Origin of the sequence: Micromonospora cynarisoli (assembly GCF_030518815.1) — a bacterium.
Taxonomy (GTDB): Bacteria; Actinomycetota; Actinomycetes; order Mycobacteriales; family Micromonosporaceae; genus Micromonospora; species Micromonospora wenchangensis.
The window spans coordinates 2146259-2172750 of the sequence record NZ_CP130426.1; the positions used below are offsets into that span (position 1 = coordinate 2146259).

Annotated in this window: 17 protein-coding genes; 10 read left to right on the plus strand and 7 right to left on the minus strand. The window is 70.4% G+C overall.

The window, feature by feature from the left end; translation table 11 throughout:
* Positions 1-197: 197 nt before the first annotated feature.
* The 6 genes from Q2K16_RS08765 to Q2K16_RS08790 all read right to left on the minus strand — a co-directional run bounded on the left by Q2K16_RS08765 (position 198) and on the right by Q2K16_RS08790 (position 9449).
* Positions 198-2417: an RCC1 domain-containing protein gene (locus Q2K16_RS08765; RefSeq protein WP_302744639.1), complete on the minus strand. Its 2220-nt coding sequence runs from the start codon at positions 2415-2417 to the stop codon at positions 198-200.
* Between the two features lie 728 nt (positions 2418-3145).
* Complete coding sequence (locus Q2K16_RS08770; RefSeq protein ID WP_302744640.1) at positions 3146-4798, minus strand: amino acid adenylation domain-containing protein; 1653 nt, start codon at positions 4796-4798, stop codon at positions 3146-3148.
* A gap of 116 nt (positions 4799-4914) precedes the next feature.
* Complete coding sequence (locus tag Q2K16_RS08775; protein ID WP_302744641.1) at positions 4915-5148, minus strand: hypothetical protein; 234 nt, start codon at positions 5146-5148, stop codon at positions 4915-4917.
* Positions 5129-6361 (minus strand): cytochrome P450, encoded by a 1233-nt coding sequence (locus Q2K16_RS08780; RefSeq protein ID WP_302744642.1) that lies wholly within the window; start codon positions 6359-6361, stop codon positions 5129-5131. Before Q2K16_RS08780 ends, Q2K16_RS08775 begins: the two co-directional genes overlap by 20 nt.
* Positions 6354-7142, minus strand: coding sequence for a thioesterase II family protein (locus Q2K16_RS08785; protein WP_302744643.1), 789 nt, complete (start codon positions 7140-7142; stop codon positions 6354-6356). The genes Q2K16_RS08780 and Q2K16_RS08785 overlap by 8 nt, the downstream gene beginning before the upstream one ends.
* A gap of 990 nt (positions 7143-8132) precedes the next feature.
* Positions 8133-9449, minus strand: coding sequence for a UDP-glucose dehydrogenase family protein (locus Q2K16_RS08790; protein ID WP_302744644.1), 1317 nt, complete (start codon positions 9447-9449; stop codon positions 8133-8135).
* A gap of 887 nt (positions 9450-10336) precedes the next feature.
* Between Q2K16_RS08790 and Q2K16_RS08795 the strand changes: the two genes are divergently transcribed.
* The 7 genes from Q2K16_RS08795 to Q2K16_RS08825 all read left to right on the plus strand — a co-directional run bounded on the left by Q2K16_RS08795 (position 10337) and on the right by Q2K16_RS08825 (position 20482).
* A complete protein-coding gene (locus Q2K16_RS08795; protein WP_302744645.1) occupies positions 10337-11938 on the plus strand; it encodes an IucA/IucC family protein in 1602 nt (533 codons plus the stop codon).
* Positions 11935-13146, plus strand: coding sequence for a type III PLP-dependent enzyme (locus Q2K16_RS08800; RefSeq protein WP_302744646.1), 1212 nt, complete (start codon positions 11935-11937; stop codon positions 13144-13146). The genes Q2K16_RS08795 and Q2K16_RS08800 overlap by 4 nt, the downstream gene beginning before the upstream one ends.
* A 303-nt stretch (positions 13147-13449) precedes the next feature.
* On the plus strand, positions 13450-14919 hold the full coding sequence (locus tag Q2K16_RS08805; protein WP_302744647.1) for a DHA2 family efflux MFS transporter permease subunit: 1470 nt from the start codon (positions 13450-13452) through the stop codon (positions 14917-14919).
* 37 nt (positions 14920-14956) lie between these two features.
* A complete protein-coding gene (locus Q2K16_RS08810; RefSeq protein WP_302744648.1) occupies positions 14957-16798 on the plus strand; it encodes an IucA/IucC family protein in 1842 nt (613 codons plus the stop codon).
* Entirely contained in the window at positions 16792-17574 is a 783-nt protein-coding gene (locus Q2K16_RS08815; RefSeq protein ID WP_302744649.1) for an HpcH/HpaI aldolase family protein, read from the plus strand. The genes Q2K16_RS08810 and Q2K16_RS08815 overlap by 7 nt, the downstream gene beginning before the upstream one ends.
* Positions 17575-17814: 240 nt before the next feature.
* Entirely contained in the window at positions 17815-19752 is a 1938-nt protein-coding gene (locus tag Q2K16_RS08820) for an IucA/IucC family protein (protein ID WP_302744650.1), read from the plus strand.
* A gap of 61 nt (positions 19753-19813) precedes the next feature.
* Positions 19814-20482 carry a 4-carboxy-4-hydroxy-2-oxoadipate aldolase/oxaloacetate decarboxylase gene (locus tag Q2K16_RS08825; protein WP_302744651.1) on the plus strand — a complete coding sequence of 223 codons (669 nt, stop codon included), beginning with the start codon at positions 19814-19816 and terminating at the stop codon, positions 20480-20482.
* A gap of 53 nt (positions 20483-20535) precedes the next feature.
* On the opposite strand, the gene Q2K16_RS08830 is transcribed toward Q2K16_RS08825, so the two are convergent.
* Positions 20536-21960: a diaminobutyrate--2-oxoglutarate transaminase family protein gene (locus Q2K16_RS08830; RefSeq protein WP_302744652.1), complete on the minus strand. Its 1425-nt coding sequence runs from the start codon at positions 21958-21960 to the stop codon at positions 20536-20538.
* A gap of 486 nt (positions 21961-22446) precedes the next feature.
* On the opposite strand from Q2K16_RS08830, the gene Q2K16_RS08835 reads away from it, so the two are divergent.
* The 3 genes from Q2K16_RS08835 to Q2K16_RS08845 are packed head-to-tail and all read left to right on the plus strand — an operon-like array spanning position 22447 to position 26485.
* Positions 22447-23649, plus strand: coding sequence for an ATP-grasp domain-containing protein (locus Q2K16_RS08835; RefSeq protein WP_302744654.1), 1203 nt, complete (start codon positions 22447-22449; stop codon positions 23647-23649).
* Positions 23646-25304, plus strand: a complete 1659-nt coding sequence (locus Q2K16_RS08840; protein WP_302744655.1) for an IucA/IucC family protein — start codon at positions 23646-23648, stop codon at positions 25302-25304. The genes Q2K16_RS08835 and Q2K16_RS08840 overlap by 4 nt, the downstream gene beginning before the upstream one ends.
* Positions 25301-26485, plus strand: coding sequence for an MFS transporter (locus tag Q2K16_RS08845; RefSeq protein WP_302744657.1), 1185 nt, complete (start codon positions 25301-25303; stop codon positions 26483-26485). The genes Q2K16_RS08840 and Q2K16_RS08845 overlap by 4 nt, the downstream gene beginning before the upstream one ends.
* Positions 26486-26492: the final 7 nt, after the last annotated feature.

A 26492-nucleotide genomic window follows, 5' to 3' on the forward strand; every position in this document is an offset into this window, starting at 1 on the left:
GCGGCTCACGGCCGAGGGCTCACCCTCCAGAAACGGGAAGGCGTCGATCTCGTCTTCCTGTCGATGGCCAGGTCACGTAAGTGGCCGCTACTGGGGATGCTGCGACCGATGCCGAGCCGGCCTGACAGGCGGTGGGATGTCGCGGTCCTCGTCGACCGTGGCACCCCACCGGTCTGCTGGTCGGTCCGTGGGTCGGGTCAGCGGGCGAGGCTGTGGAACTGGCCGGCGGCGACGCCGGTGGCGGTGGTTCCGGTGGGTTGGTTGACGTAGATCGGGGTGAGGCGGGCGGTGGTGGTGTTGTCGCCGAGTTGGCCGCGGTTGTTCAGGCCCCAGGCCATGATCTGGCCGGTGTCGGTGACGGCGAGGCTGTGGGACTCGCCGCCGGCGAGCCCGGCCAGCGTCACCCCGCCGGGCAGGTGTACCGACACGGGGATGTTGCTGTTGGTGGTGGTGCCGTTGCCCAGTTGTCCGACGCTGTTGACTCCCCAGGCCAGGGCGCGGCCGGTGGAGGTGATGCCCAGGCTGTGGGACAGGCCGGCGTCGATGTCACGCAGGGTCGTGCCGGCGGGTAGTGACACGGGTACGGGGACGGAGGAGTTGGTGTTGGTGGCGTTGCCGAGTTGACCGTAGTTGTTGTAGCCCCAGGCGAAGGCGGTGCCGGTGGAGGTCATCGCCAGGGAGTGGAAGGCACCGACGGCGACCCTGGTGGCGGTGGCGCCGCCCGGCAGGGGGATGAGGGTGGGAGTGGGGCGGGTGGTGGTGGTGTTGTCGCCGATCTGGCCGAAGGTGTTGTCGCCCCAGGTGTAGACCTGGCCGGTGGAGGTCACCGCGATGTTGTGCATGTTGTGCGAGGCGATGGCGGTGACGCTCGTGCCGGCGGGGAAGGACACCTGCACGGGGGTGAGCCGGTCGGTGGTGGTGCCGTCACCGATCTGACCCCGATTGTTGCGACCCCAGGCGAACACCCGGCCGTCTTTGGTCAAGGCGAGGCTGTGGTACTGGCCGCCGGCGACCTCGACGGCGTCGGGTGATCCGGGCAGGGTGACCGGCACGGGGGCGGTGCGGTTGGTCTGGGTGCCGTCGCCGAGCTGGCCGTAGGCGTTGGAACCCCAGGCCAGGACGTCACCATCGGTGGTGGCGGCGAGGCTATGCAGGTAACCGCCCTCGATGTCGCTCGGCTCGGCGGTGGCGGGCAGGGAGACCGGCACCGGCACCCGGCTGTCGGTCGTGGTGTTGTTGCCCAACTGGCCCGAGTCGTTCGCTCCCCACGCCAGATTTGGCGCTGCCGTGGCCAACGCCAGACTGACGTCTCCCGCTGCGGCGATGGCGATGGGCCGCGCACCACCGGGCAGGGACAGCGGCACCGGAATGAGCTGATCGTCGGTGTTCCCGATGCCCAACTGACCCGAGCCGTTGACGCCCCAGGCGTAGAGTCGCCCGGTGGAGGCGCGTACGAGGTTGTGCCGGTAGCCGGCGGCGATGTCGGTGTAGGTGAGATCGGTGGGCAGCCCCGCCACCCGGATGGGCCTGGTGGAGTATGAATAAACGTTGCTTGTTCTCTGGAAGTAGCCCCAGCCGAGCACCCGCCCGTCAGAGGTCAGGCCGAGAGCGGAGTCCCGGCTGGCGGTGATCTTGGTGAACGTGGTCCCGGCCGGGGTGTCCGCGAGCACTGGCGACGCGCTGTTGTTGTTGGTGCCGTCGCCCAACGAGCCGGAGTTGTTGTTTCCCGCGCCGTACACCTGCCCGGTAGAGGTCAGGACCAGGCTGAAGCCGTTGCCGGCGGCGACCTGGGTCGCCCGCACTCCACTGGGCAACGACATCAGCGTCGGCGGCTGCCCAAAGCCGCTGGAGGTGGAGCCGGTGCCGAACTGCCCGTAGTAGTTGCTTCCCCACCCGTACACCTGGCCGGTGGAGGTGGCGGCCAAGACGTGGGTCTCGCTCGCGCTGACCGAGACGACCCGGGGGTTACCCGGCAGTGACACCCGCACCGGAAGGTTCCTGTCGCTGGAGGAGCCCGTGGCCAGCATGAAGCCGTCTCCCCAGCCGTAGAGGCCTCCGTCGGAGGTCATCGCCAGGCTGACGGATATGCCCGCGACGAGGTCGGTGACGGCGACCCCGGCCGGCAGCGACAGGAGCACCGGCACGGGTCGGTTCCGGTCCGTGAAGGTGCCATCGCCCAACTGTCCGTTGTAGTTGGAGCCCCACGCATAGACTGACCCGGTGGTGGTGAGGGCGAGCCCGTGGTCAGGGCTGACGGCGATGTCGGTGATGACGACGCCTGCGGGCAACAGCACGCGCTCGGGCCGGATGGCCTTGACGTTGCTGCCGTTGCCCAGCTGGTAGTCGTCATTACGTCCCCAGGCCAGAACCTGGGCGCCGGGGTCGGCGGCCGCAGCGGGCACTGCGGTTGCCAGCACACCCGCTGCGGCGCAGGCGACGGTTGCCGCCAGCGCCGCGACGAAGCGACGGGGGCCCGTTGCACGCTGCCACCAGCCTCGCCCCCTCCATCGCCGCCCCGGATGCGGCCGCCGGACACCTCCGGGCGGGGAGGCGCTGGCCGAGGTAGCGGATGTTCCTGTCGTGAGATGTCGTGCCGTGCTGGTCTCAGACATTGACCATGCTCCTTGCGATGGAGGGCCGGGGGAAGGGCCGGACGAAGGTCCGGTCGAGATAACATGAGGCCTTTACGGGATATGGCCGATGAGGGCGGGATAGCCCTTGTCTGTGGTAAGGACCTATTTGTGGCCGACCCTACTGGAGCCACCGACCGATTACATCGGGTGAGGTCTGTACGATCTAGGACACCTCCCCGGCCGGCGCCCCGCCCTCCCCAACTCCTGCCGTCGGTGCCGAACGGGACGGTGGGCAGGCGGATGAGCAGGCGTAACGATGGAGGGTCCGACGCCGGCGCGCCGCGGCCCCAGCCGTTCATCGGGGCGCACGCGAAGATCCGCGCTCGCGTTCGAACGCGCGATCGGCACGCTCACGACCTAATAGATCCTGACCAGGCTGCACCCTGACCGTGGATCTGCGGTACGCCCTCACGCCCCCGGCGTCGACGTCGTACTCGTGCGGGGGGCGACAGGGCAGCAACGCCACAGTGACCCTGGATGGCGGACGCGCACGGGCTGGCCCGATCGGCGGATCACTGTTGTTCCGGGCTCTCGGTCGTGGGCCGACTGAGAGCATGGACCGCGTCGGCGGCCATTTCACGAACACGACGCCTGTCGATCTTGTCGTTGTCGTTGTGGGGCAGGGACGGAACCAGAACGATGTCGGTAGGCACCATGTACGGGGGGAGAAGGCTTCGACAGACGCCGCGCAGTTGCCGCGTGTCGTCCTCGTTCGCCATCCGTGGGACGACCAGCGCGACGAGTTGGTCGGACACCGCGCCGCCGACGACCGTCACCGCGACGTCCGCGACCGTGGCGTGGGAGGCGAGGACCCGTTCCACCTCCTCCAGCTCCACCCTGTTGCCGTTCACCTTGACCTGATGGTCGGCACGTCCGACGAAGCTGAAGGTGCCGTCCGCTTCGCTGCGCAGCAGGTCGCCTGTTCGCAGGATCCGCTCCGCGCTGTCGGGTGCGTCCGGTGGTGGCACCAGCGCACGGGCGGTCGCTTCGGGGTCCTGCCAGTAGCCGGAAAAGAGTGCGGGGCTGCGGAGGAAGACCTCCCCGGCTTCTCCGGTGACGGTCGGTTGTCCCCGGTCGTCGAGGAGGATCATTTCCGCGCCCGGATGAGCCGGCCCGATCGGCACCCGGGTGAGGTTGGGCGGAACCGGGTCGGCCAGTTCGAGAAAGGAACAGGCGATCGACTCGGACTGGCCGAAGCAGTTGATCACCCTGAGGCCGGGGCGTGCCTGGCGTAGGGCCCGAACGAGATCCATCGGGTACGGTTCCCCGCCGAGGAGGACCGTGGACAGCGACGCGCACTCGGCGAGCTGATCAGCTGCGTGTCGGAGGACCGGGCGCCACACCGAGGGCACCCCACTCACCATGGTGACGTCGTGCCGCCGCAGATGGTCGACGAATCGGCGCGGGGGAAGCAGCATCTCGCGCGGTATCTGCACGAGCGTGGCACCGGCTCCGCCGGCGAGGCCCCAGTCGAGCAGGGAGAAGTCGAAGCTCAGCGGAGCGATCGATCCGACTCGGGTGTCGGGTGGCAGTGGCACCTCCTGGGTCATCCCACGAAAGAACGCTATTGCGGCGCGGTGGGTCATCGTGATGCCCTTGGGTACGCCTGTCGTGCCCGAGGTGAAGATGATGTAGGCGGCATCCGGGGGCGCTTCCTTCGATGCCGCCCGCCGTGCCGGGCGGTCGACGGCACCGGTGATCGTGATCTCGCCTGCCGCGAGGTCGATCATCACCGGTACGGCGACCGTGGCTTCTGCCAGGCGTTCCGTAGCGAATGCGGCCGGGTCGGTCATCGCGATGATGGTGTCGCGTCGCCGGGCCGGGGTGTGCGGTGCGACCGGCACATAGATCGCGCCAATGGCCCAACAGGCCAGGGCGACGACCAGAGCCGCGGGCGTGGGGTCAGCCGCCACGATCGTGACATCGCCGCGTCGAAGCCCGCGATGGGAAAGATCCGCCGCGACGGTCCGCACCCGATCTGCCAACTGCCGGTAGGTGTACGACTCGTCCCCCCTTTCCACCGCGACGTGATCCGGTCGACGCAATCCCTCACGCAGGAGGTACTCGCTGATCGACCCGGCAGGAAGACCCGTCGACGGCGGTTGCGCGGAAGGGCGCTCGGGCTGTGCCGGCGATGTGGCGAGCTCCCCGTCTGCTTCGTTCATCGTGCGGTGATCCCCTCTTTCGCCCTTACGGGAGCTTCCGGGTGGTGTCGCGCAGCGTTGGTCAATCGGGAGCATCTGTCCGATGTGGACGGGGAATGGCGCCGTGGCGCTGAGGATCAGGTGCTGAGGAACAACCGGTGGATCTGGTGGGGCGTCCTGAAGTTCTCCAGGTCGATCATCTCTGCGGCGATCGGCGCGTCACGCAACGTCTCGACGTACACCAGCAGCTCGATGAATCTCAGCGAGTCTTCGAGTACCGTCTCGGTCAGGTCGCTGTCGTCACCGATCTCGGGGTCACGCACGCGCAGCCAGCTGATCAGCTCGGCCAGCTTAGAGGTTTCCTGGACCATTGGAGCCTTCCTCGCTCGTCTGAGTCGATGTTGCGGTCGTCCGGGCCGGCTCCCAGCGCACCCACAGGTGCTCGGGGCCACGGAAGCCCAGGGATCGTGATGGGCTTGGGGGAGCATCCAAACGAATGTTGGTGAACCGGGAGCCCAGCACGGCAAGCAGTTCCTGAACTTCCGCCGTGATCAGTCCGGTGCCCACGCAGGAGTGCCACCCGGCGCCGAAGGTCAGTGACCGTGCCTCGGCCGGACGCTGCGGCCACCACCGGTCGGGGGCGGTGAACACCGACTCGTCTCGGTTGGCGGATGCCAGAGACAGCAGCACCGGCTGACGCCGGCCGATGTGTACGCCGTGCAGTTCGATGTCCTCGGCGGCGAAACGGATCAGGTGATGTATCGGCGGTTGCCACCGCAGCGTCTCGGTGAACAGCTCCGGCGTGGTCTCCGGCATCGGCCACGACCCCGGCGTGAAGGACAGCAGCGCCTCGACCATGCTTCCGATCGAGGCGATGCTCGTCCCGGTGATGGCCAGGAGGAAGAACAGGGCAGAACCACTCGTCGCCGGACCGTCCAGCTCGAATCGGTCCTGTATCGCGCCCAGCACGGTCGGCTGTCCCCCGGGCAGCCGCCGTTGTATTCCGCCGGAGCGTACGTATTCGTCCAGGTCGGCTCGGGCCGCGAGTCCGGTGCTGAGCGGTGCTGCGGGGTAGTCCATGACCCGCGTCATCGCCGACACCCGCTCGTGGAGCCAGTCGACGTCCGCCGGCGGCAGGCCGAGCAACCGCAGGGCGACCCCGTACAACACCGGGATCGTCAGGTCGCGTTGGACGTCCACGCGGGTCGCGTCGACGACCCGATCGACCACGTCCTCGACCACCTCCCGGATCACCGGGCGGGCCACCTGTTCCAGTGCCTGTCCGTTGAACAGCGGGACGAGCATCCGGCGCAGGGCACGGTGCTGGGCGCCTTCGGTGTCCGCGACGCTGGGACCGAACAGGCGGCGGGTGGGCCGCTGCGGGTAGTCACTGGTCAGCCGCGGATCCGTCAGGGCTTTGGCGACGTCCTGGTGCCGCAGAACCATGAATGCGCCGGCACCGGGCGCGAAATGCACCGGGCGCGTCTGACGCAGCCTCCGGTAGACCGGCCAGGGATCCGCCAGAAAGCGGTCGTCGGTGAAGTCGATCTCAGCCGCGTGATCGCTGAGGGTCGTGTCAGGCATCAGGACTTCCGTTCTCCATTGCTTGGGGAGATTTCCCCAGCACTCGTACGACTCGTGGCACTATCTGCCAAGCCTGCTCTTCGATGTAGGAGTGGCCCTCGGGCACGGTCGTCATCCGGAACGTGCCGGTCGTGTAGGCGGCCCATGCGGCGACGTAGGCCGGGGGGACGAAGTGGTCCCTGGTGCCGGCCCAGGCGAGGATGGGAACGCTGACCGGCGGCTCCTGCCCGTGGCGGTAGGTGTCGAACGCACGGAAGTCGGCCCGAATCCCGGGTAACAGCATCGCCATCGCTGCGCCGTGGTCGAGAATCTCCGCCGAGTCCGTGCCCAACGCTTGCATGCGCGCCTGGATCTGTCCGTCGGAGTCCGTCCCTCCCGCGTCGGACGCCAGCACCGGCACCACGTCAGGGGCGGGCGTGGAGGCCATCGCGAGCACGTCGGGCGTTGTTGCGCCACGTCGCACCAGTTCGAGCACGCACTCGTAGGCGACCAGCCCGCCCATGCTGTGCCCGAAGAATCCGAACGGCCGATCCGTCGCCACCCGCAACAGGTCGTCGACTATCCCCCGCGCCAGCGTGCGGATGTCCTCTTCGAGACGGTCGCGCAGCCGTACGCCGCGTCCCGGCAACACCACTGACAGGACGGAGACGTCCCTACCTGCCACCGCCGGCCAGCTCCGGAAGATCCGCGCCGAGCCTCCCGCGTACGGGAAGCAGACAAGCCGGGATGCGGCGGCGTCGTCAGCCGCAGCGTCACCGAGACGGAACAGGTTCTCCGTCAACCGAGAGAGCATCGGCGATCACCCGGCACCAACGGCCTGGTTGTTCGGCCCCGAATCAGGCCCCACGGCCAACCGAACCGGATGATCCTCCATCATTGCCCGTCCACCGTTCTTCCCTGTCGTCGTCACGGACGATCCCACTGGCGGCCACTCGGTTCCGACCGTCATCGCGGTGCCACGATCCTGCGCCGAACGAGAGCCGAGTGCCCTCGTTCTCAGATGCGGCGGCACGCGACGGGAAGCGTCTCCTCCACCTCGGCAATGCCATGGGCATGCCGACCGCGTTCCGCACGGCGGATGGCGTGCCTTGGCACCCGAACTGGGAGACTGCACCCCCGTCCAGGTCGGCGTCGTACCGACCGGAGGCCGAACCGATGCGCCAGCCTGACTCCCATCAACAGTTCGTCGTCGCCGCGACCTGGTCTGCCGCCACTCCAATGCGCACGAGCCTGACCCGAGACCTGTTCGGGCACAGGTCCGGGACGCCTTCGTATGAGGCGTCTCCATTGCCAAACTGTTTCAACAGGATGGTGAACCCGCTCCAACGTTCGTTTGGGTGTCCTGCTTCCCGCTATCTTGGCTCCAACAGTCCTGGGACCGGCGCTGTCTGCCGTGGATGGTGTGCTGAGGAAGCTCTGACCCACTTCGTGTGGAGCGCTCGCAGGCAGTCGCGGCCGACGGCCCAGAAAGCCCGGCGTCCAGCGGAAGGTGCCGGCAGGCCCGGGCCGGAAGGCGAGCGCGACCGTCCGGATCGGCGGTGATCCCGGTCTGGGCCGGCACGACCGCCGAGCCCATCGACCAGGGCAGCGGTGTGGTGGTGTGGGTGCCGCCGTTCGCGCTGCCGGGCCAGGGCGAGTAGGGCCTGCCGGCCTGGGTTCGGTCCCCGCCAGCGGAGGTCTCCCCCACCTGCCGTGAGCCGTACCCGTCAACGACGAAGCCGGCGACGCCCCGATTCCGGAGGCGCCCCGGCTCCATCCCCCTCTGGGCTGGTCAGGACTGGTAACCGAGCCCCAGGACGTTCCATCCGGCGGCACGCCACCGCTGCACGGAAAGCACCCCCCGCGTGTCCAGGAGCGCACGCCGGCTGACCCGGTCGGCGATGGCGTACGGGTCCAGGGCCTTGAACTCCGCCCAGCCCGTGCCGACGACCACCAGCTCGGCGTGGTCGGCGGCGTCGGCGGCGGTTCCGGCGTAGTCGAGCTGCGGCGCGAACTGCCGGGCCATCGCCAGCCCCTGCGGGTCGTAGACGGTGACCCGGGCGCCTGCCTGGTGCAGACGCAGGGCGACATCCAGCGCCGGGGAGTCACGCACATCGTCGATGCCGGGCTTGAAAGATGCCCCCCACATCGCGATCCGACGACCGGACACGCTCCCGTCCAGCGCCCCGGTCGCCAGTTCGACCGCCCGTGAGCGCATGTGGAGGTTGACCTCGTCCACACCGCGCAACAGGCGCGCGGCAGGCACGACGCCGGCTGTCTCGGCCTGGTGGGTGAAGGCGTGTAGGTCCTTGGGCAGGCAGCCGCCGCCGAAGCCGAGGCCCGGCTGGAAGTAGTGGTGCCCGATGCGGGCGTCGTAGCCGATGGCCTCGGTCAACTCAGCGACATTCGCTCCGGACGCCGCGCACATCTCGGCAACGGCGTTGACGAAGGAGATGCGGGTGGCGAGATAGGCGTTCGCCGTCGCCTTGACCATCTCGGCGGTGATCCGGTCGGTGACCACAAGTGGACAGTCGTGGCCACCGGTGATCGGCTCGTAGACAAGACGCAGGATCTTCTCCGCCTCGGTGGAGGCCACCCCGAGCACGATCCGGTCCGGGGTCAGCGTGTCCGCGACCGCGGTCCCCTCGCGCAGGAACTCCGGGTTCCACGCCACCTCCACGCCGTCGCCGGCGGGGGCGAGCGAGCGGGCCAGAGCCTCGACCCGCTGTGCTGTCCCCGGCGAAACGGTGGACTTTCCCACGATCAGGCAAGGGCGGGTCAGCAGCGGAGCAAGCCGCTCGATCGCTCCGGTCAACTGGGCCAGGTCATAGGCGCCGTCCGTTCCCGACGGGGTGCCGACAGCCAGGAAGTGCACGTCGCCGAACTCGGCCGCCACAGCGAAGTCGGTGGTGAAACGCAGTCTTCCGGCACCGATGTTGCGGGCGAGAAGCTCATCGAGTTCGGGCTCGTGGAACCATCCACGCCCGGCGTTCAGGGTCTCGATCTTCGCCGGGTCGATGTCGACCCCGATGACGTCGTGGCCGATCTCAGCCATGCCTGCGGCATGGGTGGCACCCAGGTGCCCGGAGCCGATAACGGTGATCTTCAACTGACTGACACCCCTCGGATATGGTCAAGTGCCCTTGACTGATGGATGCCTCGCAGCTCGATGGCGGGTGCACGGCGGTTCACGCCCCTCCGGGACCACCGAAGCGCCGCCAGAACATCGACCGACAGCACTTCCGGAGCCGCCCGTCTCCGCAACGCCATCGCCTGCTTGCGGGACATCCTCTGGTCAGGGACTCTAATCCAGCCGCAAACCTTAGATGTGGATTTGACCAATTATGTCCGCTTCTGCATGCCGGATACGACGCCGCCCTCATCTCGGCCTGCCGTCTCCGCCGAGTCCGGCGTCGGCCAGCGCGGTCCGCATGGCGTGCTCGACACGCCGAGGTCGATGACCACCGCGACGCGGTTCGGATCGCAGTCGGCGACCGTCAGCTCGGCGGCACCGACCGTCTCGCGGGCCGCGACGAAACAGCATCGACCGCCGACACCGGTGGGGTGCCATTCTTCGGCCTCGATGGGAGGCCAGCATTGTGGGGCCCGCCTCCGAGAGCATCGGTAGCGTCCGACGAGTTGAGCCCACCTGAAGATGGAAGTGACCATGCGATCCATCAATCGGCTGGCACCCACTCGTGCCGCGTCGGCCGTCCTGGAGGTCGCGCCGTTCGTGACACCGGCAGTCACCCAGACCACACCTCCTGGTGATTCCGGAACCAGTTTCCCCAGCCACCAGGGATCCTCATGGGAAGCGCATACGACGTGAGAGACGCCCAACCCTTCACCAGTACGGCTCCGCGGGCCGCCGACCTCCGGAGCCGATCGGAGCAGACAGCCGTCCTGGCGGCGCTCCAGACGGCTGAGCTTGCCGCCAGCCAGAGTCTGTTCGGTTGCCTGAGCCGGGAACTCGTCGAGCCGAAGGATCGACCGGTCGTGACCGAGGACGGCTGGCTCGTCCTGCCGTTGGCCCACCTGGGTGTGCTGTTGCGGGCGCAGGTCGCCCGGGTTTCGCAGGCCGGCCTGCACCGGTTCAGCGGGCTCGTGCAGCAGCGGACGCCCCAGGGATGGCGTCAGGTGGACTCCGTCACCCTCGCCGGAATGGTCGGCGCGGAACTGGAAGGGCGGGGCGGGGCGGCCAATCCGGAGTTCGTCGGCCAGGTCGCGCGCAGCCGTGACACCGTCGGGTTCCTGCTGTTGTGCCGCCCGACCACCAGCGCGCCACGGCTGGCCGATCCGCCGATCAACCGGTACGTCGCCTCCGAGCAGTCGCTGGTGTACGGCCATCCCCTGCACCCGACGCCGAAGTGGCAGGGCGACGACCTGGACTCCTGGTCGGCCTACGCCCCGGAACTGCACCGGACGGTCCGGCTGCACTGGCTGGCGGTGCCGAACGAGCAGACCGCGCAGGACTCGGTCGACGGGCGTGGATTCGACGCCCACGCGGTGGCATCCGGGCCGCCGCACGTCGCGGACGTTCCGGAAGGATACTCCGCGCTGCCGGTCCACCCGGGGCAGTGGAAGCTGATCACCAGCGGTCTGGTCGCCCCCCGGGTCGCCGCCGCAGTGGCCGACGGCACCTTCGTGGACCTGGGGCCGGGCGGCCCCGTCACCCTGCCGACCGCCAGCGTGCGGACCCTGTACGTGCCCAGCGTCGACCTGTTCGTCAAGCCCAGCCTGCACGTGCGGATCACCAACTGTGTGCGGAAGAACGCCTGGTACGAGCTGCGCGGGGCGGTGCTGCTGACCCGGAAGTTGGCGCCCATCGCGGCCCGGTACGCCGCGGAGCTGGGCGGTGGCTTCGCGCTGATGCCCGAGCCGGCCTACCGGACGGTCGACCCGGCCCGGTGGGGTGTGGAGGCCGCTGAGGCACTCGGCGTCATCGTGCGCAGCGGGGTACGCCCACATCTCGGCCCGGGTGAGACCCCGCTGCTGGCCGGCGCCCTCGCCAGCGGCGACGGCGAACACGGCGTGGCGGCGCTGCTGCCGGGTCACGACCCGGTGCACTGGTGGACGCGGTACGTGCGCCTCCTCGTGCCGGGCGTGCTGCGGCTGTGGCACGAACACGGCGTGGTGGTCGAGCCCCACCTCCAGAACGTCGTGACCGTCGTGGACCCCACCGGACTGCCGGTGCGGCAACTCATCCGGGACATGGAGGGTGTCAAGCTGCTCGCCGAGCGGCACGCGGGCTATCTCGACTCGCTGCCTCCCGACATCGCGGTGAACCTCGGCTATCAGGCCGAGCGTGCCTGGGACCGGCTCAGCTACTGTCTGTTCGTCAACCACCTGGCCACTCTCGCCGGGGCCATCGCCGACGCCGTGCCGGGAATCGAACCCGAGCTGTGGCAGGTCGTGCGCGGCGTCGTCACGGAGACCGCCCACGAGCTTGGTGGTTCGCCGTTCGTCGACAGGGTGCTCGCCGGAGCCCCGCTCCCGATGAAGACCAGCATGCTGCTGCGGTGGTCCCGCCAGGCCGACCGACAGGTGGAGTACGTGGGGATGACCAACCCGCTCGGCGCGACGGTCCCCGCGCCATGATCCCGCCAGCGGTGCAGGCGGCGGCCCGATCCGGGCATCCCGCGTACCTCTACGACCTGGCCTCGCTCGCCGACCACGCCGCCACCGTGCGCCGGGCGCTGCCGGCCGGGGTGGAGCTGCTCTACGCCATGAAGGCCAATCCCGACCCGGCGCTCCTGGCCGCCCTGGCGCCGTACGTCACCGGTCTGGAGGTCGCCAGTGGAGGCGAGCTCGCCCATCACGCAGCCTCGGGCGCGACCTCTCCGGTCGCCGCCTTCGGCGGCCCCGGCAAGACCCCCGAGGAGATCGCGGCCGGAATCGGCGGCGGCGTGCAACGCTTCCACGTCGAGAGCCTGCGGGAACTGCTCGCCGTCAACCAGGCGGCCCGGGCCGTCGGTCGCGTCCTCGGCGTTCTCCTGCGGGTCAACATCCCCACCCCGCCCCGTGCCGGGGCCGCGCTGGTGATGGGGGGCGCTCCGTCGCCGTTCGGCATGGACCCGCCGGAGGCGGACGCCTGCATCCCCGCACTGGCGGACCTGCCCTGGGTGCGGTTCCGCGGCATACACGCCCATCTGGCCAGCGGCCTCGATGCCGTGGCCGCGGCGGCGGTCGCTTCCGACGTCGTCGACTGGGCGATGCGCTTCGGCGCCCGCCACGGCGTGCCGATCGGCGAGGTCAACGTCGGGGGCGGCATGGCCGTGGACTACGTCGACCCGCAGCGCCGCTTCGACTGGGCGGCGTACGGCGGGAGACTGCGTCGGGTCCTCGACACCCACCCCGGGCTGACCCTGCGGATCGAGCCCGGCCGGTCGCTCACCGTCTACTGCGGCTGGTACGCGACCGAGGTGCTCGACGTGAAGCGCAGCCACGGCCGGTGGTTCGCCGTGGTGCGCGGCGGCACCCACCATCTGCGCACCCCGGCCGCCAAGGGACACAACCATCCCTTCACCGTGCTGCCGGTGGGTGCCGGACCCGGGAACGACCACCCGCCGATCACGGTCGTCGGCCAGTTGTGCACACCCCGGGACGTGCTGTCCCGTGCGGCTCCGGTCCGCCTCTCGATCGGCGACGTCGTGGTGTTCTGCATGGCCGGCGCCTACGCCTGGAACATCAGCCATCACGACTTCCTCATGCATCCTCCGCCCGCGATGCGGTACCTCAACGTCCCCGAAGCCGTGCCCGGCCCCGGCCGAGCAGACGCGCTGCCCGGCGGGCCGTCACCGACGTAGCGTGCCCCGCCCACCGGTGCGGGTCGCGGAGGCGGGTGTCGGCGCGGGGAGCGGCAGCGTCGCGGCCCCGCACCGACCCCGAGCCCAGTGCCCGCCCTGTCCGCAGCGTGACTCACGAGAAACCCCGGTGCCGACTCCCATGGTCCAGACGTTCCCCGGCTCGTCGCTCGCCGAGACCGGTCCCCCGGCCCACGTCATCCGGCGGAGGGTGGCGAGCACGCAGCAGACCCGCGATCGGGTGGTCGCCGCGCCGGCGTCGGTTGCCGTTGCCGACCGCCCGCACGCCCCGGGCGGAAGCACCTCGTGACGAGGCACGGGCTCCTGTCCGAACAGGGCAAGGTCCTGTTGGCCGTCGTGCCGGGAGCCGCCGCGGTCATCCTGAACAACAGCTCCCTCTATCCGGCGATCCCCGTGTTCATGGACGCCTTCCAGGCCGGCGTGGCCCCGGTCGGTTGGATCATCACGGCGTTCCTCATCGCCATGGGCGTCACGATGCCGCTGACGGGCTATCTGGGTGAACGGTTCGGCAACAAGCGCATCTACCTGCTCGGCCTGCTCCTGTTCGTCGCCGGGTCCGTCCTCGGGGCGCTGTCGTGGAACCTCGCTGCCGTCGTGGCGGCCAGGGGTGTGCAGGGAGTCGCCGGAGGGCTGACGATCCCCCTGTCGCTTGCGCTGGTCTTCGAGTCCAGCCCCCGGGAGCAGCGCGGAAGGACGACCGGCATCTGGGGCGCCGCCGTGATGACGGCACCGGCGGTCGGCCCGTTGGCAGGAAGCGCGGCGCTCACCCTGGGTGGTTGGCAATGGCTCTTTCTGATGAACGTGCCGATCGGCCTGCTCGGCCTGCTGCTGGGTCGGCGACACCTGGCCGCGACCGCCCCGGATCCGTCGCGCACCTTCGACGCTCGGGGGTTCACCACGGGCACCGTCGGTGTGGGCGCCGTGCTGCTGTCGCTGGGGCAGATGTCCAGCCTGCACGACGCCACGGAGCCGCTCAAGCTGGTGCCGCTGATCGCGGGACTGGCGCTCCTGGCCCTGTTCGTTCGGATAGAACTCGGCCAACCCCGGCCGCTGGTTCACCTGCGGGCGTTCCAGACCCCCGTGTACGCCCTCAGCGTCGTCGTGACCAGCGTCCAGGCGCTCGCGATGTTCGCGACGATCTTCCTGATTCCACTGCTGGTGCAGAACGTGTACGGCTATGGCCCGGTCGTGACCGCGCTGGTGTTCCTGCCATCGGCAGTGTCCGTCGCGTTGTTCGTGAACGTCGGCGGCAAGCGGTTGGATCGCCGCGGCCCCCGGGGCATCGCGCTCGCCGGGCTGGGCATCACCTGCGCGGCGGCGCTGCTCCTCGGCACGTTGCCGATCGGTGCTCCGCTGTCGGCCGTGCTGGCGCTGATGATGCTCCGTGGCGCCGGCCTCGGCCTGGCCAACATGCCGATCACCGCCGCCGGCCTGGGGGCCCTTCCGGACCATCTCGCCGGGCAGGGTTCCGCGATCAACAACATCTCCAAGCGAATGGTGTCGGCCCTCGGAGTAGTCCTGATCTCCATCTTCTTCCAGGCGCGCAGCGATCATCTGCTGCGGAGCGGCCAGTCGCCCGCCGAGGGCGCTCTGCAGGCCATCAACGAGGGGTTCCTCGCGATCGGCGCAGTGGTGTTCCTGACCCTGCCGGTGGCCTATTTCATGAGCAGGCCGCCCACCGCGACGAAGCAGAAGCCGGTGGTGTCCGCGACCGAAAACGTGAGCAGCGGGCCGCCGCCCGGCCCGTCAGCCTGACATCCGCCTCGATCCCCGCTCCGAGAGGGTGGACACGATGAGAAACGAAACCGCGTTCGAGCCCGCCGAAACGGCGGCGGAAGGCATCACCCGGGCGATCTCCTCGGCCCACCTGACCCGGGTCGAGAGCCGGCTCCTCCGACAGTTGGTCGAAGCCCTGATATTCGAGGAGATCACGGCCTGCGACAGCAGCACACCGCTCGCCGACGATGCCGGCGTCCTGTTCCGCCTACCCGGAAGAACCCAGGACGACGGGGCCGTCGTGTACGAGGCGCGCGGCAGGCGCATGGCGAGCTTCGGTCGCGTTCGGCTGGATGCGGCACCGGTCATGCGGGTGCCGGCGCGGGGAGCGAGCACGGCCGCCCACCTCGACCTCTTCGTGACCGAGGTCCTGGCGCAGGTCCAGCAGGGCGAACGCCTGGACCGCTTCGTGGACGAGTTGGAACAGACGTTGTTGAAGGACGCGCAGGCGCAGGCCCTTGAGCCGGCCCGGGAGTTGGCCGGATACGACGAACTCGAAGGTGACCTCAGGAGCGGCCACACCTATCACCCCTGCTACAAGTCCAGAATCGGTTTCACCCTCGCCGACAACGCCCGCTACGGGCCGGAATTCAAACGACCGATCAGACCGGTGTGGATCGCGGTCGCCGCGCGAAGCAGCAGCGTCGCCGAGTCGCGGGGCATCGCCTACGAGGATCACATCCGCCGGGAACTGGGTGAACGGCAATACGAGAGGTTCGACGCCGTCATCGCCGCACAGGGGGAACCCGGGACACGGTATCGCATCATGCCGGTCCACCCCTGGCAGTGGGAGAACACCATCGTGCCACGCTTCCATCAGGCCCTGACCGAGCGGGAGATCATCCTGTTGGGAGCGGGCGACGACCGCTATCGTCCACAGCAGTCGATCCGGACGCTCGCGAACGTCACGGCAGCCGAGAAGCCCTATCTCAAGCTCTCGTTGAGCATCACCAACACCTCGACGAGCCGCATCATGGCGAGTCACACCGTGCTGAACGGGCCCCTGATCACCGACTGGCTGCACGGTCTGGTCCGGGACGACCACGACGTCCGCGAGCCGGCGTTCGTCCTGCTGGGCGAGTTCGTGGGTGTCACCTACGACTATGCGGGCCTTCCCGAGCACCGCAGACGCAGGGTCCACGGCACGCTCGGCGCGGTGTGGCGGGAGAGCCTTCACCCTCACCTGCGACCAGGCGAGGACGGCATGCCCTTCAACGGGCTCTGTCACGTGTGGCCCTCGGGCGTGCCCCTGATCGACCCGTGGATCCGACGGTACGGGCTGAAGGCCTGGACGACGCAGGTGCTTGAGGCGACCGTGTTCCCCGTCATTCACCTGCTCTACGCGCACGGGATCGGCATGGAGTCACACTCCCAGAACATCGTGCTGCTGCACCGACAGGGGCTGCCGCAGCGGGCGGCGCTGAAGGACCTCCACGACGGGGTGCGGTTCTCGCCGGCTCACCTGGCCGAGCCGGACCGCTGCCCGAGGCTCGTTCCCGAGTCGACCGAGCACGCGCTGGTCAACCCGCATTCGTTCCTCATCACCGACGACCCGACCGACGTCCGGGACTTTTCCCACGACTCCTTCTTCTTCATCTGCCTGACCGAGTTGGCCATGTTCCTGAACGAGCACTTCGGGCTGCCGGAGGAGTACTTCTGGTCGACGACCGCCGGCATCATCCTGCGATATCAGCGAGAACGCCCTCAGCACCAGGAACGGTACCGCTTGTTCGACCTGTTCGCGGAGACCGTCCGGATCGAGGAGATGACCAGACGGCGGCTGTTCGGGGACGACTCGCCCCATGTCCGGACGGTGCGCAATCCCCTGCACCCGCACCGGTCGGTCTCGCCATGTTGAGGACCAACCGGCTGAAGGCGAAACTGCGCAGCGGCGAGCCCCAGTACGGCCTGCTCGTCTCCATCCCCAACCCGATCGTGGTGGAGATGGCCGCGTACGCCGGATACGACTTCGTCATCATCGACCTGGAGCACGTCATGGTCAATCCGGAGTCGCTGGAGAACATGATCAGGGCTGCGGAGGCAGCGGACATCGTCGCCCTGGTGCGCGTCCCCGACGTCAATCCCAAGCTGATCCTCCAGGTTCTGGACGGCGGCGCGCAGGGCATCGTCGTGCCGCACGTGGAGAGCGCGGAGCAGGCGCGGCAGCTTGTCCGGGCCGCCAGGTACGGACCGGTGGGAGCCCGCAGCCTGAACGCGGGCCGGCCCGGCGCGTTCGGGAAGGTGGACCTGGTCGACTACCTGGCTCGGGCGAATGCCGAGATCATGCTCGTTCCGATGATCGAGAGCCGGGCCGGCGTGGCGAACGTCGAGGAGATCCTGGCCGTTCCCGGCATGGACATGGTGTTGGAGGGGGCTGCGGACCTGTCTCAGTCCTGCGGGGTTCCCTGGCAGGCCGGAGCACCTGTGGTGCGGGAACAGTTGCGCCACGTCCTGCGCGCCGCACAGAGGCAGGGCGTACCCTACTGCGCCATTCCTCGGGCCGAGGACGATCACGCCTACTGGCGGGAGAACGGGGCGTCGGCCTTCGTGCTGGGCAACGACCGGGGCATTGCCTTCCGCGCTCTACAGGCGCGGTTGGCCGGCCTGAAGAGCCAGGAGCACGACCGGGGATGACGACCGAGGCCCCGGGCGCGGTGGTGAGCGGCCTGCCAGAGCAGCGTGCCGTCGTTCCCGGTCAGCCGCGCCTTCAGGGCTTGTCCATCCGCGAGGCGACGTCTTCCTACGAAGGGCCATCGAGAGGGGAAGGAACGAATGAAGCGTACGAGCGCGGGATCTGACCTGTCGGCGACCATCGGTCCCCGTGCGGGCGCGGACGACCCGCCCCGGGCGAGCGGGTCGGCGGCGGGGAGGGCGGTGGAGCGCGTGACGCCGGCCGGCGAGGCAACGGAGCGGGTGCTGACCGACCTGGTCGACACGCTGCTGGCCGAGGAGTTCTGGGTCCCCTCGGAGCTACGACTGGACAGCCTGACCCAGTGGACGGCCTTCGCCGGCGAGGATGCCACCCTGACGGCTCTGACCCGGACGTGGGAGGCGCAGGCCCGCGCGCTGGAGGGGACAGCCCGGGATGTTCTCGCGGTCTGCTCCTGGTGGAGCGAGAGCACTAACAGCCAGGTGTGCTTTCCGGTCCGGCCAGCCTTCGTGCAGCCTTTTCGTTACCTGACGAACGGCGGTGTCCACGCGATCCGACGGGATGTCGGGGCAGGCTCCGGCGCGGTCGTCGACACCCTGGACCCCGTACGGTTGATGGAGCTGGTCGTGGCGTCCTGCCTGGCGAGCGACAAGCGGGACCATCCAGGGGTGCGGCAGTTCCTGGCGCTACTCGACGAGACCGTTCGCCAACTCTCGTGGTCGCTGGACAACGACATCCCGGGGCAGGACGTGCTGAGCCTCTCTCCGGCGGCCTTCTTCCGGAAGGTCGAGCAGTACGCCAGCGTGCGAGACCGCCCCTTCCACCCGGTGGCGAAGGCGAAGACGGGGCTGCGCGAGCCGGAGTACCGGCGGTACCTCGGGGAGTTCGGGCACGACGTCGAACTGCGCTGGGTGGCCGTGGAACGGGCCCGCGTCATCGCCGGCTCGGCAGCCGGGGCGGCGGATCGGGGTTCCACTCCGGCCGAGTTGCTCCTGTCCGGGGAGGAGCGCGGCGCACTGATGCGCGAGATGACCGACAGGGGCCTGTCGACTGACAGGTTCCTGGCCCTGCCGGTCCATCCGTGGCAGGTGGATGTCGTCCTGGCGCACCTTCCGCTGGCCTTCGCGTCGGGTGCCTGCGTGCCGTTGAGGACGGTGGCCGGCACGTTCCAGGTCACCTCCTCGGTGAGGTCGCTCGCGCCGAGTGACGATGACCGGAACCACGTGAAGCTCCCGCTGGGCATCGCCTCCCTGGGCGCCCTGCGCAACCTCCCCGCCGTCAAGTTGATGAACGGCGAACGGGGACAGGCGCTGCTCTGCCAGGCGAGGGTGCGCGACGAGGTGCTGGAGCAACGGTTGTTCCTCTGCGAAGAGACCACGTGGTGGGGATACCTGCCCGACGGCGGAAGCCTGTTCGACGCCCCGCCCCGACATCTCGCGGCGATGGTCCGCACCTACCCGCAGGAGTTGGTCGCGGACACCGGGGTGCGCCTGGTGCCGATGTCCGCCCTGAGTACGGAGATCACCGGGCCGGACCGGCACCTGTTCGACGCCGGGATGAGAGCCCGCGGAACCGCGGTCTCGGCGGCCGGCGCCATCGCACTGTTCACGGAGGTGTGTGACACGTTCTTCGACATCAGCCTGCGGTTGTACCGGATCGGTCTCCTGCCGGAGATCCACGGGCAGAACTGCGTACTGGTCTGGAAGCACGGGCGGGTGGCGGGGATGCTCCTGCGCGACCACGACTCCGTCCGTCTCCACCTGCCGTGGCTCGAACGGCACGGAATCGGCGACCCCCACTACCGGATCCGACCCGGCCACTCCAACACCCTGTACAACGAGACGCCGGCCAGCCTGCTCTTCTATTTGCAGACACTGGGCATCCAGGTCAACCTGCGCTCCGTGATCGAGACGCTGGCCGCGACCTACTCCGTCGCCGAGCGGACGCTGTGGATCGCCATGCGCGACAGTCTCCGGGAGGCGGTGGAGACCGTGCCGTTCGACACGGACGTGCGCACGCAGACGACGGAGACCCTCCTGACCTCCACCACGTGGCCGCTCAAGCTGCTCGTGAAACCGCTGCTCGAACAGGAGGGCTTCTCGGGCAGCATGCCGTCGGGCAAGGCGGTGACGCAGAACCCCTTCCGTCACCTGGACGACTGAGACCGTGCCCGACGAGACGGCACCACCGACGCATCCGACAGCGACCCGAGGAGAGCCCACGATGTCCGAATCCGGTCCCGGACCGACCACTGTCGACAGGCTGCGCGGGCTCGACGCCGCCACGGTGCACGACGCCGCCGGGCGTACCGGCCAGCTCGCCCCCCGGATACGCCCGGTGCTGCCCGGGGTCACCCTGGCGGGGCGCGTCACCACCGCCGCCTGCCGCCCCGGCGACAACCTCGCCGCGCACCGTGCGGTGGCTGCCGCCAACGACGGGGACGTGCTGGTGGTGACGGCCGACGGCGACCTCGCGGGCTACTGGGGTGAGGTGCTCACGGTGGCCGCGCAGGCGCGCGGGATCGCGGGCCTGGTACTCGACGGCGGGTGCCGCGACACCGCGGCTCTGCGGCGGCGCGGCTTCCCGGTCTGGGCCGCCGGGGTCACCGTGGCCGGCACCGTCCACGTCCTCCCCGGACTGGTGAACGAGCCGGTACTGGCCGGAGGTGTCGTGGTGCATCCGGGTGACTTCGTCATCGCGGACGACGACGGTGTGGTGGTGGTCCCGGCCGCCCGGATCGACGAGGTGCTGGACGCCGCCACCGCCCGCGCCGCGCGCGAGCAGCGCCTCCTGCGTGGCCTGGTCGCCGGTGCCACCACCATCGAGCTGCTGGGTCTGCTCAGGGTGGAAGCCGACACCGCCGGCGGGCCTGCCGGCAGCGACGCCGGGTAGGAGCGATCCTGCACCACCCGACGTCGTCGCGTCCCGCCCGCCGTCGGGTCAGGTCAGGCCCCCGGGCCGCTGCTGGTCGAGCAGCTCGCACAGGCGTCGCCGAGTCGCTCCAGAACCTGGTCGCACTCCCTCTCGGTGATGACCAGGGGAGGCAGCAACCGCAGCACCGCGTCCCGACGTCCGCCCAGCTCCACGATCAGTCCGGCGTCGAGGCAGGCCGCCCGCAGTGCCCGCGCCCGGACGGGATCGGCCGGCCGGGCGCCGACCCGGTCCAGTTCCGCATGGGGGTCGACCACCTCCACGCCGAGCATCAGTCCCCGGCCGCGGGCGTCACCGAGGAACGGGTGGGCGGCCACCAGCTCGTCCAGGCCCGCGCGCAGCCGCTCCCCCATCCGGGTGGCACGCTGCGGGAGTTCCTCCTCGACGACGGTCCGCAGGGTCACCTGCCCGGCAACCATCGCGAGGGTGTTGCCGCGGAAGGTCCCGGTGTGGTCGCCGGCGGACCACACGTCCAGGTCGGGCCGGTAGCCGATCACCGCCAACGGCAGGCCACCGCCGATCGCCTTGGACATCACCAGCACGTCGGGGGTGACCCCGGCCTGTTCGCAGGCCCAGAACCCACCGGTACGACCCACCCCGGTCTGCACCTCGTCGATCACCAGCAGGATCCCCCGTGCCTCGGTGATCCTGCGCATCGCACGCAGCCAGTCGTCGTCGGCGGGGATCACGCCCCCCTCGCCCTGCACGACCTCCAGGATCATGGCGGCGGGGTGACCGACACCGCCGTAGGGGTCGTCCAACAGGTTCTCGGTCAACTGCGCGGAGAGCCGTCCACTCAGCCCGCTGCCGACGCCGAACGGGCACCGGTACTCGTAGGGGAACGGCAGGCGGGACACCGCCACCCCGTCCGTCGTGCCGACCGTCCGCATCCGGTCCCCGCCGCTGACCGCGGTCGCACCCATGGTCATACCGTGGTAGGCGCCGGAGAAGGCGACCACCCCGCGACGTCCCGTGGCCAGTCGAGCCAGCTTCAGCGCCGCCTCCACCGCGTCGGCACCGCTCGGGCCGCAGAAGTGGACCCGGGCCGCATTGCGGAGGTCACCAGGCAACACGCCGAGCAGTTCGCTGGTGAAGGCGTCCTTCTCCGGCGTGATCATGTCGAGTGTGTGCAGCGGTGCTCCCCGATCGAGGGTGGCGCGCAGCGCGGCGACGACCGCCTGGTGGTTGTGTCCGAGTGCCAGCGTGCCGGCTCCGGACAGGCAGTCCAGGTACCGTCGTCCGTCCACCCCGGTGATCACCGCGCCCTCGGCGTGGCTCGGCGCCACCGGCAGGTGACGGGCGTACGTGCGTGCTGCCGACTCCCGGGCCGCCTGCCGTTCCACGAGCTGGCGTCGCCGTTGCCCGCCGGCCGTCTCGCCCCGCTCGTCCGCTGTTCCCACCGCCACCACGGTCACCGTGCCGCCTCTCTCGGATGCCACCGACCAGAACCCCGGACCGTCCGGCGGGCCGTGCGGTCGGGCCACCGTCGCCGCACCGACACCTCACACACCGAGCCGTTGGCCGGGGCGGGAGAAGAACGGCGAGGAGCGTTCGCTGCTCCCTCGACAACGGCGTGCAAAGGCTAGATGGCCGCACCGGACCCGACGCCAACTTTCGTTGCCCCGACAGGGGCTACCGCCCTGGTGTCACATCGGCGCAGGCCAACAGGACCGCCCACCGTCCCGATCAGCGCCTCGACGGCGGTGCGACCGGCGAGGCCACTTCGGGTGGACCCCCAGACCAGCCGGATCCACGGCAGCAAGCGAAGTTGGCTGGGCGGACCCGTCAGCTGTGAGGATGACGACGGCACGGCACCGACCCCGACGGCGTGCCGCGGCGCTCCGTCGGCTGCCACCGGGGCTGTCGGGCGACGGCCAACCCTGCGCCACCGCACGCTCCTCGCTCCCAACCCCCTAGGCTTGTCGATGATTCTCTATCTAGTTGCGGGTCTGCCGACCGATTCGATCACCGCAGGATTCCTTCCCGCCGCAGCCCGGCTGGGCCTGGACACGGTGCTGCTCACCGACACACCGGAGCCACATGTGGCGGCGTACGCGGACGTCGCGCACCCGCCGGGGCGCGTCGAGCAGTGCGCGGTGCACCGACCCGACGACATCATCGACGCGGTGCGGCGGATCGGACCCGCCGTCGGCGTGCTGAGCAACGGTGACGGCCTCCAGATGTCGACCGCGCTGGCCGCCGACTTCCTCGGCCTGCCGGGCAAGAACTGGCGCGCGGCGCTGCGGTGCAAGGACAAGGCGTTCATGCGGCAGCACCTGACCGACGTCGGACTGGAGAGCGTCCGGCACGCCGCCATCGTGCCCGGCGCGGAGGTACCCCCGGCGTGGGCCGCCTTCCCGGCGGTGGTCAAGCCCCGCACGGGCGTGGCGAGTGAGGACTGCTACCTGGTCGCCGATCGTGGCGACCTCGTGCGGCGGGTGGATGAGATCCGTCGCCGTCACCCGCAGCTCCCCCTCGTGCTTGAGGAGTACCTCCCCGGGGAACTGCGCACCTTCGAGACCCTGGGCGACGCCGAGCGGCTGGCGGTCGTCGGCTCGTGGCGTACCACACTGAGCCCGCCGCCGGTGTTCATCGAGGAACGGCACACCTGGGCACCCGACCTGGACCCGGCCGTCACCGGCGCGCTGCTGACGGCGCTGACGGCGCTCGGCGTGGGGCTGGGCGCCTGCCACGCCGAGTTCGTGCTCACCCCGGGCGGACCCCGGCTGATCGAGGTGAACTACCGGCTGATCGGCGACCGGGTCGACCTCGTCCTCGCGGAGTTGCTGGGCGTTCCGCTGTTCGAGTACGTGATCCGGCTGCATCTCGGCGAGAAGCTGGAGGCGCTGTCGCTGCCGGTCTCGACCAGGGTTGCCGGGCACGCCGTCCTGCACCACGTCCGCGCCGAGCGCGGCGGGCGGCTGCGCTCCGCCCCTGGCTGGGAGGACAGCACGACCGGCGGGGTCCATCTCACCTGTCGGCCGATCCGCGACACCGGCACCCACGCCCCCCTGCGGGGCACCAACCGTGATCACCTCGCGGTGGTGTCCGCGGTCGGGCCCGACCGGGAGCGGGTGGAGACGGCGCTGACGGAGTTCCTCGCCGGTAACCAATGGGTGATCCGATGATCGATCGGCACGAACGGACGCTGATCCACCGGGTGGTCGACACCCTGCTGCGGGAGGATCACCTAGGACTGACCAGCCGGGGCCGGCAGCTCGGTGACGATCGGTGGTACGTGCCCGGCCTACCTGCCGGCGGCGACCTCACCCTGCGGGTACGACCGGACGGCTTCCAGGCCGACCGACGGCTCGCCGCCCCCCGGATGACGGTCACCGATGGCGGCCGAACGGTCACCCTCGATCGCCTGGACGCGATCCTCGCCGCGCTCGCGCCCCGTGGCGACCCGGCCGCCGAGGCGGGGTGGGCGACGTTCGTCGACGAGTGTCACCAGGATCTCCTCTCCCGGCGGCTGACCGCCCCGGCGCAGGCGGACAGGTGGCACGAACTCGGCAGCGGCCTGCCGAGGGGCCTCGCCGGCGCGCTGCGCGCGGAGCGGGTCGCGGCGCACGTCGACCACCCGGTCTATCCGACCGCGCGGTGCCGGTTCGGCCTCGACGGCGCGGACCTGCGCGCCTACGTCCCCGAGCTGGCTCCTCGTTTCCCGTTGCGCTGGGCGTCGGCCACCGGGGTCCGGGTGGTGGGCACCCTGCCGCCCTGGTGGCCGACGCCGGCGCAGGTCGGCCTCCGCAGCGCCGCCGGCCCGCTGGTGCCGGTGCATCCACTCACCGCCGCCAGCGTGCCGGAGTTGGCGGCACACCTGGCCCCCCAGACGTATCTCCAGGTGGAGCCCACCCTCTCCATGCGTACGGTCGCGGTGGTGGACGATCCTGCCGTCCACCTGAAGATCCCACTGCCCATGTCGACGCTGGGCGCCCGCAACCGCAGGACGGTCAAACCCAGCACCCTGGCCGACGGGGCGACGATGGCCACCGTGCTACGCACCATCGCCGATCGTGAACCGGCCTTCACCGGCCGGATCCGGCACACGGACGAGTCCAGCTACGGGATCACCGGGTCGGAGTACCTGACCTGGTTGGTCCGCCGGTACCCCACGGACCTCGACGACGCCGTGGTGCTGCCCGTGGCCGCGCTGGCAGCCCGTGGGCCGGACGGGTCACTGATCGCCCGGCTGCCGCCCGGAGTCCTGGCGTCCTATCTCGACCTGCTGATCGAGTGGCACGTGGCGCTCTGGCTCCGCTACGGGGTGGTGCTGGAGGCCCACCAGCAGAACCTCTCCCTGGTGCTGCCGAACGCCGGGCCACCGGGTCTGCTCTACAAGGACGACGACAGCGCCCGGGTGGACCTGCCGAGACTGCGCCGCGCCCTCGGTGCCGCCGCTCCTGCGGCCTTCGCCGACCCACGGATCGCCGGTGCGGGCCCGGACCACCTCGCCGACCTTTTCACCACCATCACCCTGCACCTGTGCGCCACGGCCCCGCTGCTCGCCGCGCGGGAGGCCGGGCTGGCGGTCGGCGACCCGGCCGCTGAACTACGCCCCCGCCTGCTCGCCGCCCGGGACCGCTGGACCGACGCCACCGACGCCGGCAGCGTCGCCGCGGCCCGGCTGCTCGGCGCACGGGTCCTGGACGCCGACCGGCTGCCGATCAAGGCCATGGTCACCAGCGGCACGCTCCTGCCCAAGTCACGGTTGGGCTGCGCGGACGTCAACAAGTACTACCTGCGCACCGGACCGAACTACCTGCGTGCCGACCCGCCGTGACCGTCACCGGGCCGGGAGCCGCCCCCGCGCGCGCCCTGACCCGGGCGGACGTGCGGATCGTGGTCGGCGCGCAGGTCGCCGCCTCCAGCGCGGCCCTCGGGCTACCCCCCTACCTACCCGTGATCCTCGCCGGGCTGGGCGACCCGACGGCCCGGTGGGCGGGCGTCCTCTACGTCCTGCCCACCATCGCCACCGCCCTGTCGGTACCGTGGTGGGGCCGCCTGGCCGACCGGTACGGCTGCCGTCTGATGCTGGTGCGCGCCCAACTCGGCCTCGCGGTCGCGTTCTGGCTGGCGGGACAGGCCGACTCCACCCTCGTGCTGGCCGTCGCCCTGGTCCTGCAGGGCGTGCTCGGCGGCACCTTCGCGGCCACCGGCGCCTACCTGGCCACGGGACTGACCGGCCGCGACCTGGCCGCAGCGTTGACCCTGGCGCAGGTCGGGGCTCGGCTCGCACTCGTCGGCGGGCCCGCCACGGCCGGACTCCTCGCCGGGCACGTCCCCCCGCAGCGGCTCTACGGGTACGCCGCCCTGCTGCCGCTGGTCGCGGCCCTGGTCACCCTGCTCCTGCCGGAGCCGCACGGTGACCGTGTCCGCTCCCGGGCGCAGGGCGCGGCCCGGCCCGTGGTGACCCTCGGCGTCCTCTGCGCCGCGCAGGCGGCGTTCGTGTTCGCCACCGTGGCGACCTACCCGTACTTCCTTCCCGTCGTCGCCAGGGTGCTGCCCACGGCCACGGCCGCCGCCACCGGCCTGCTGTTCGCCCTTCCGCACATCGTCGTGGTGGTCTCCTCCGGCATGGCCCTGCGCATCCTGCGGGACCGGCCGAAGACCGGGCTTCTCGCCGGGCTGGCCCTGGTGGCGATCGGCGCTGGCGCCCATCCGCTGGCGGTCGGCCTGGGCTCCGCGGGAGTCCTCATCGCCGGGCAGGTCGTGTTCGGCGTCGGCCTCACCGCCGGCCTGGTCTCGTTGAACCTGCTGGCCGCGGCCCTGGCCGGCAGCCGCCCGGCCGGCCGGCTGTTCGGCACCGTCGAGGCGTGGGTCAAGACCGGCGCGGTCTGCGCCGGGCTGGCGGCCTCCCTCGCCGCCGTCCTCGGACCCGCCGCGCCGGCCGCCGCCGGCGCGCTCGTCGCACTCGTGGCGGCGGCCATCCTGACGGGGAGACTCAGCTGCACCGCGTCCTGAGCAGCGC

What these genes read in the sequence shown, in the direction of transcription:
- Q2K16_RS08770 (WP_302744640.1), bottom strand. Translation starts at nt 4,798, where the DNA reads ATGAACGAAGCAGACGGGGAGCTCGCCACATCGCCGGCACAGCCCGAG.
- Q2K16_RS08775 (WP_302744641.1), bottom strand. Translation starts at nt 5,148, where the DNA reads ATGGTCCAGGAAACCTCTAAGCTGGCCGAGCTGATCAGCTGGCTGCGC.
- Q2K16_RS08780 (WP_302744642.1), bottom strand. Translation starts at nt 6,361, where the DNA reads ATGCCTGACACGACCCTCAGCGATCACGCGGCTGAGATCGACTTCACC.
- Q2K16_RS08800 (WP_302744646.1), top strand. Translation starts at nt 11,935, where the DNA reads ATGATCCCGCCAGCGGTGCAGGCGGCGGCCCGATCCGGGCATCCCGCG.
- Q2K16_RS08810 (WP_302744648.1), top strand. Translation starts at nt 14,957, where the DNA reads ATGAGAAACGAAACCGCGTTCGAGCCCGCCGAAACGGCGGCGGAAGGC.
- Q2K16_RS08815 (WP_302744649.1), top strand. Translation starts at nt 16,792, where the DNA reads ATGTTGAGGACCAACCGGCTGAAGGCGAAACTGCGCAGCGGCGAGCCC.
- Q2K16_RS08825 (WP_302744651.1), top strand. Translation starts at nt 19,814, where the DNA reads ATGTCCGAATCCGGTCCCGGACCGACCACTGTCGACAGGCTGCGCGGG.
- Q2K16_RS08835 (WP_302744654.1), top strand. Translation starts at nt 22,447, where the DNA reads ATGATTCTCTATCTAGTTGCGGGTCTGCCGACCGATTCGATCACCGCA.
- Q2K16_RS08840 (WP_302744655.1), top strand. Translation starts at nt 23,646, where the DNA reads ATGATCGATCGGCACGAACGGACGCTGATCCACCGGGTGGTCGACACC.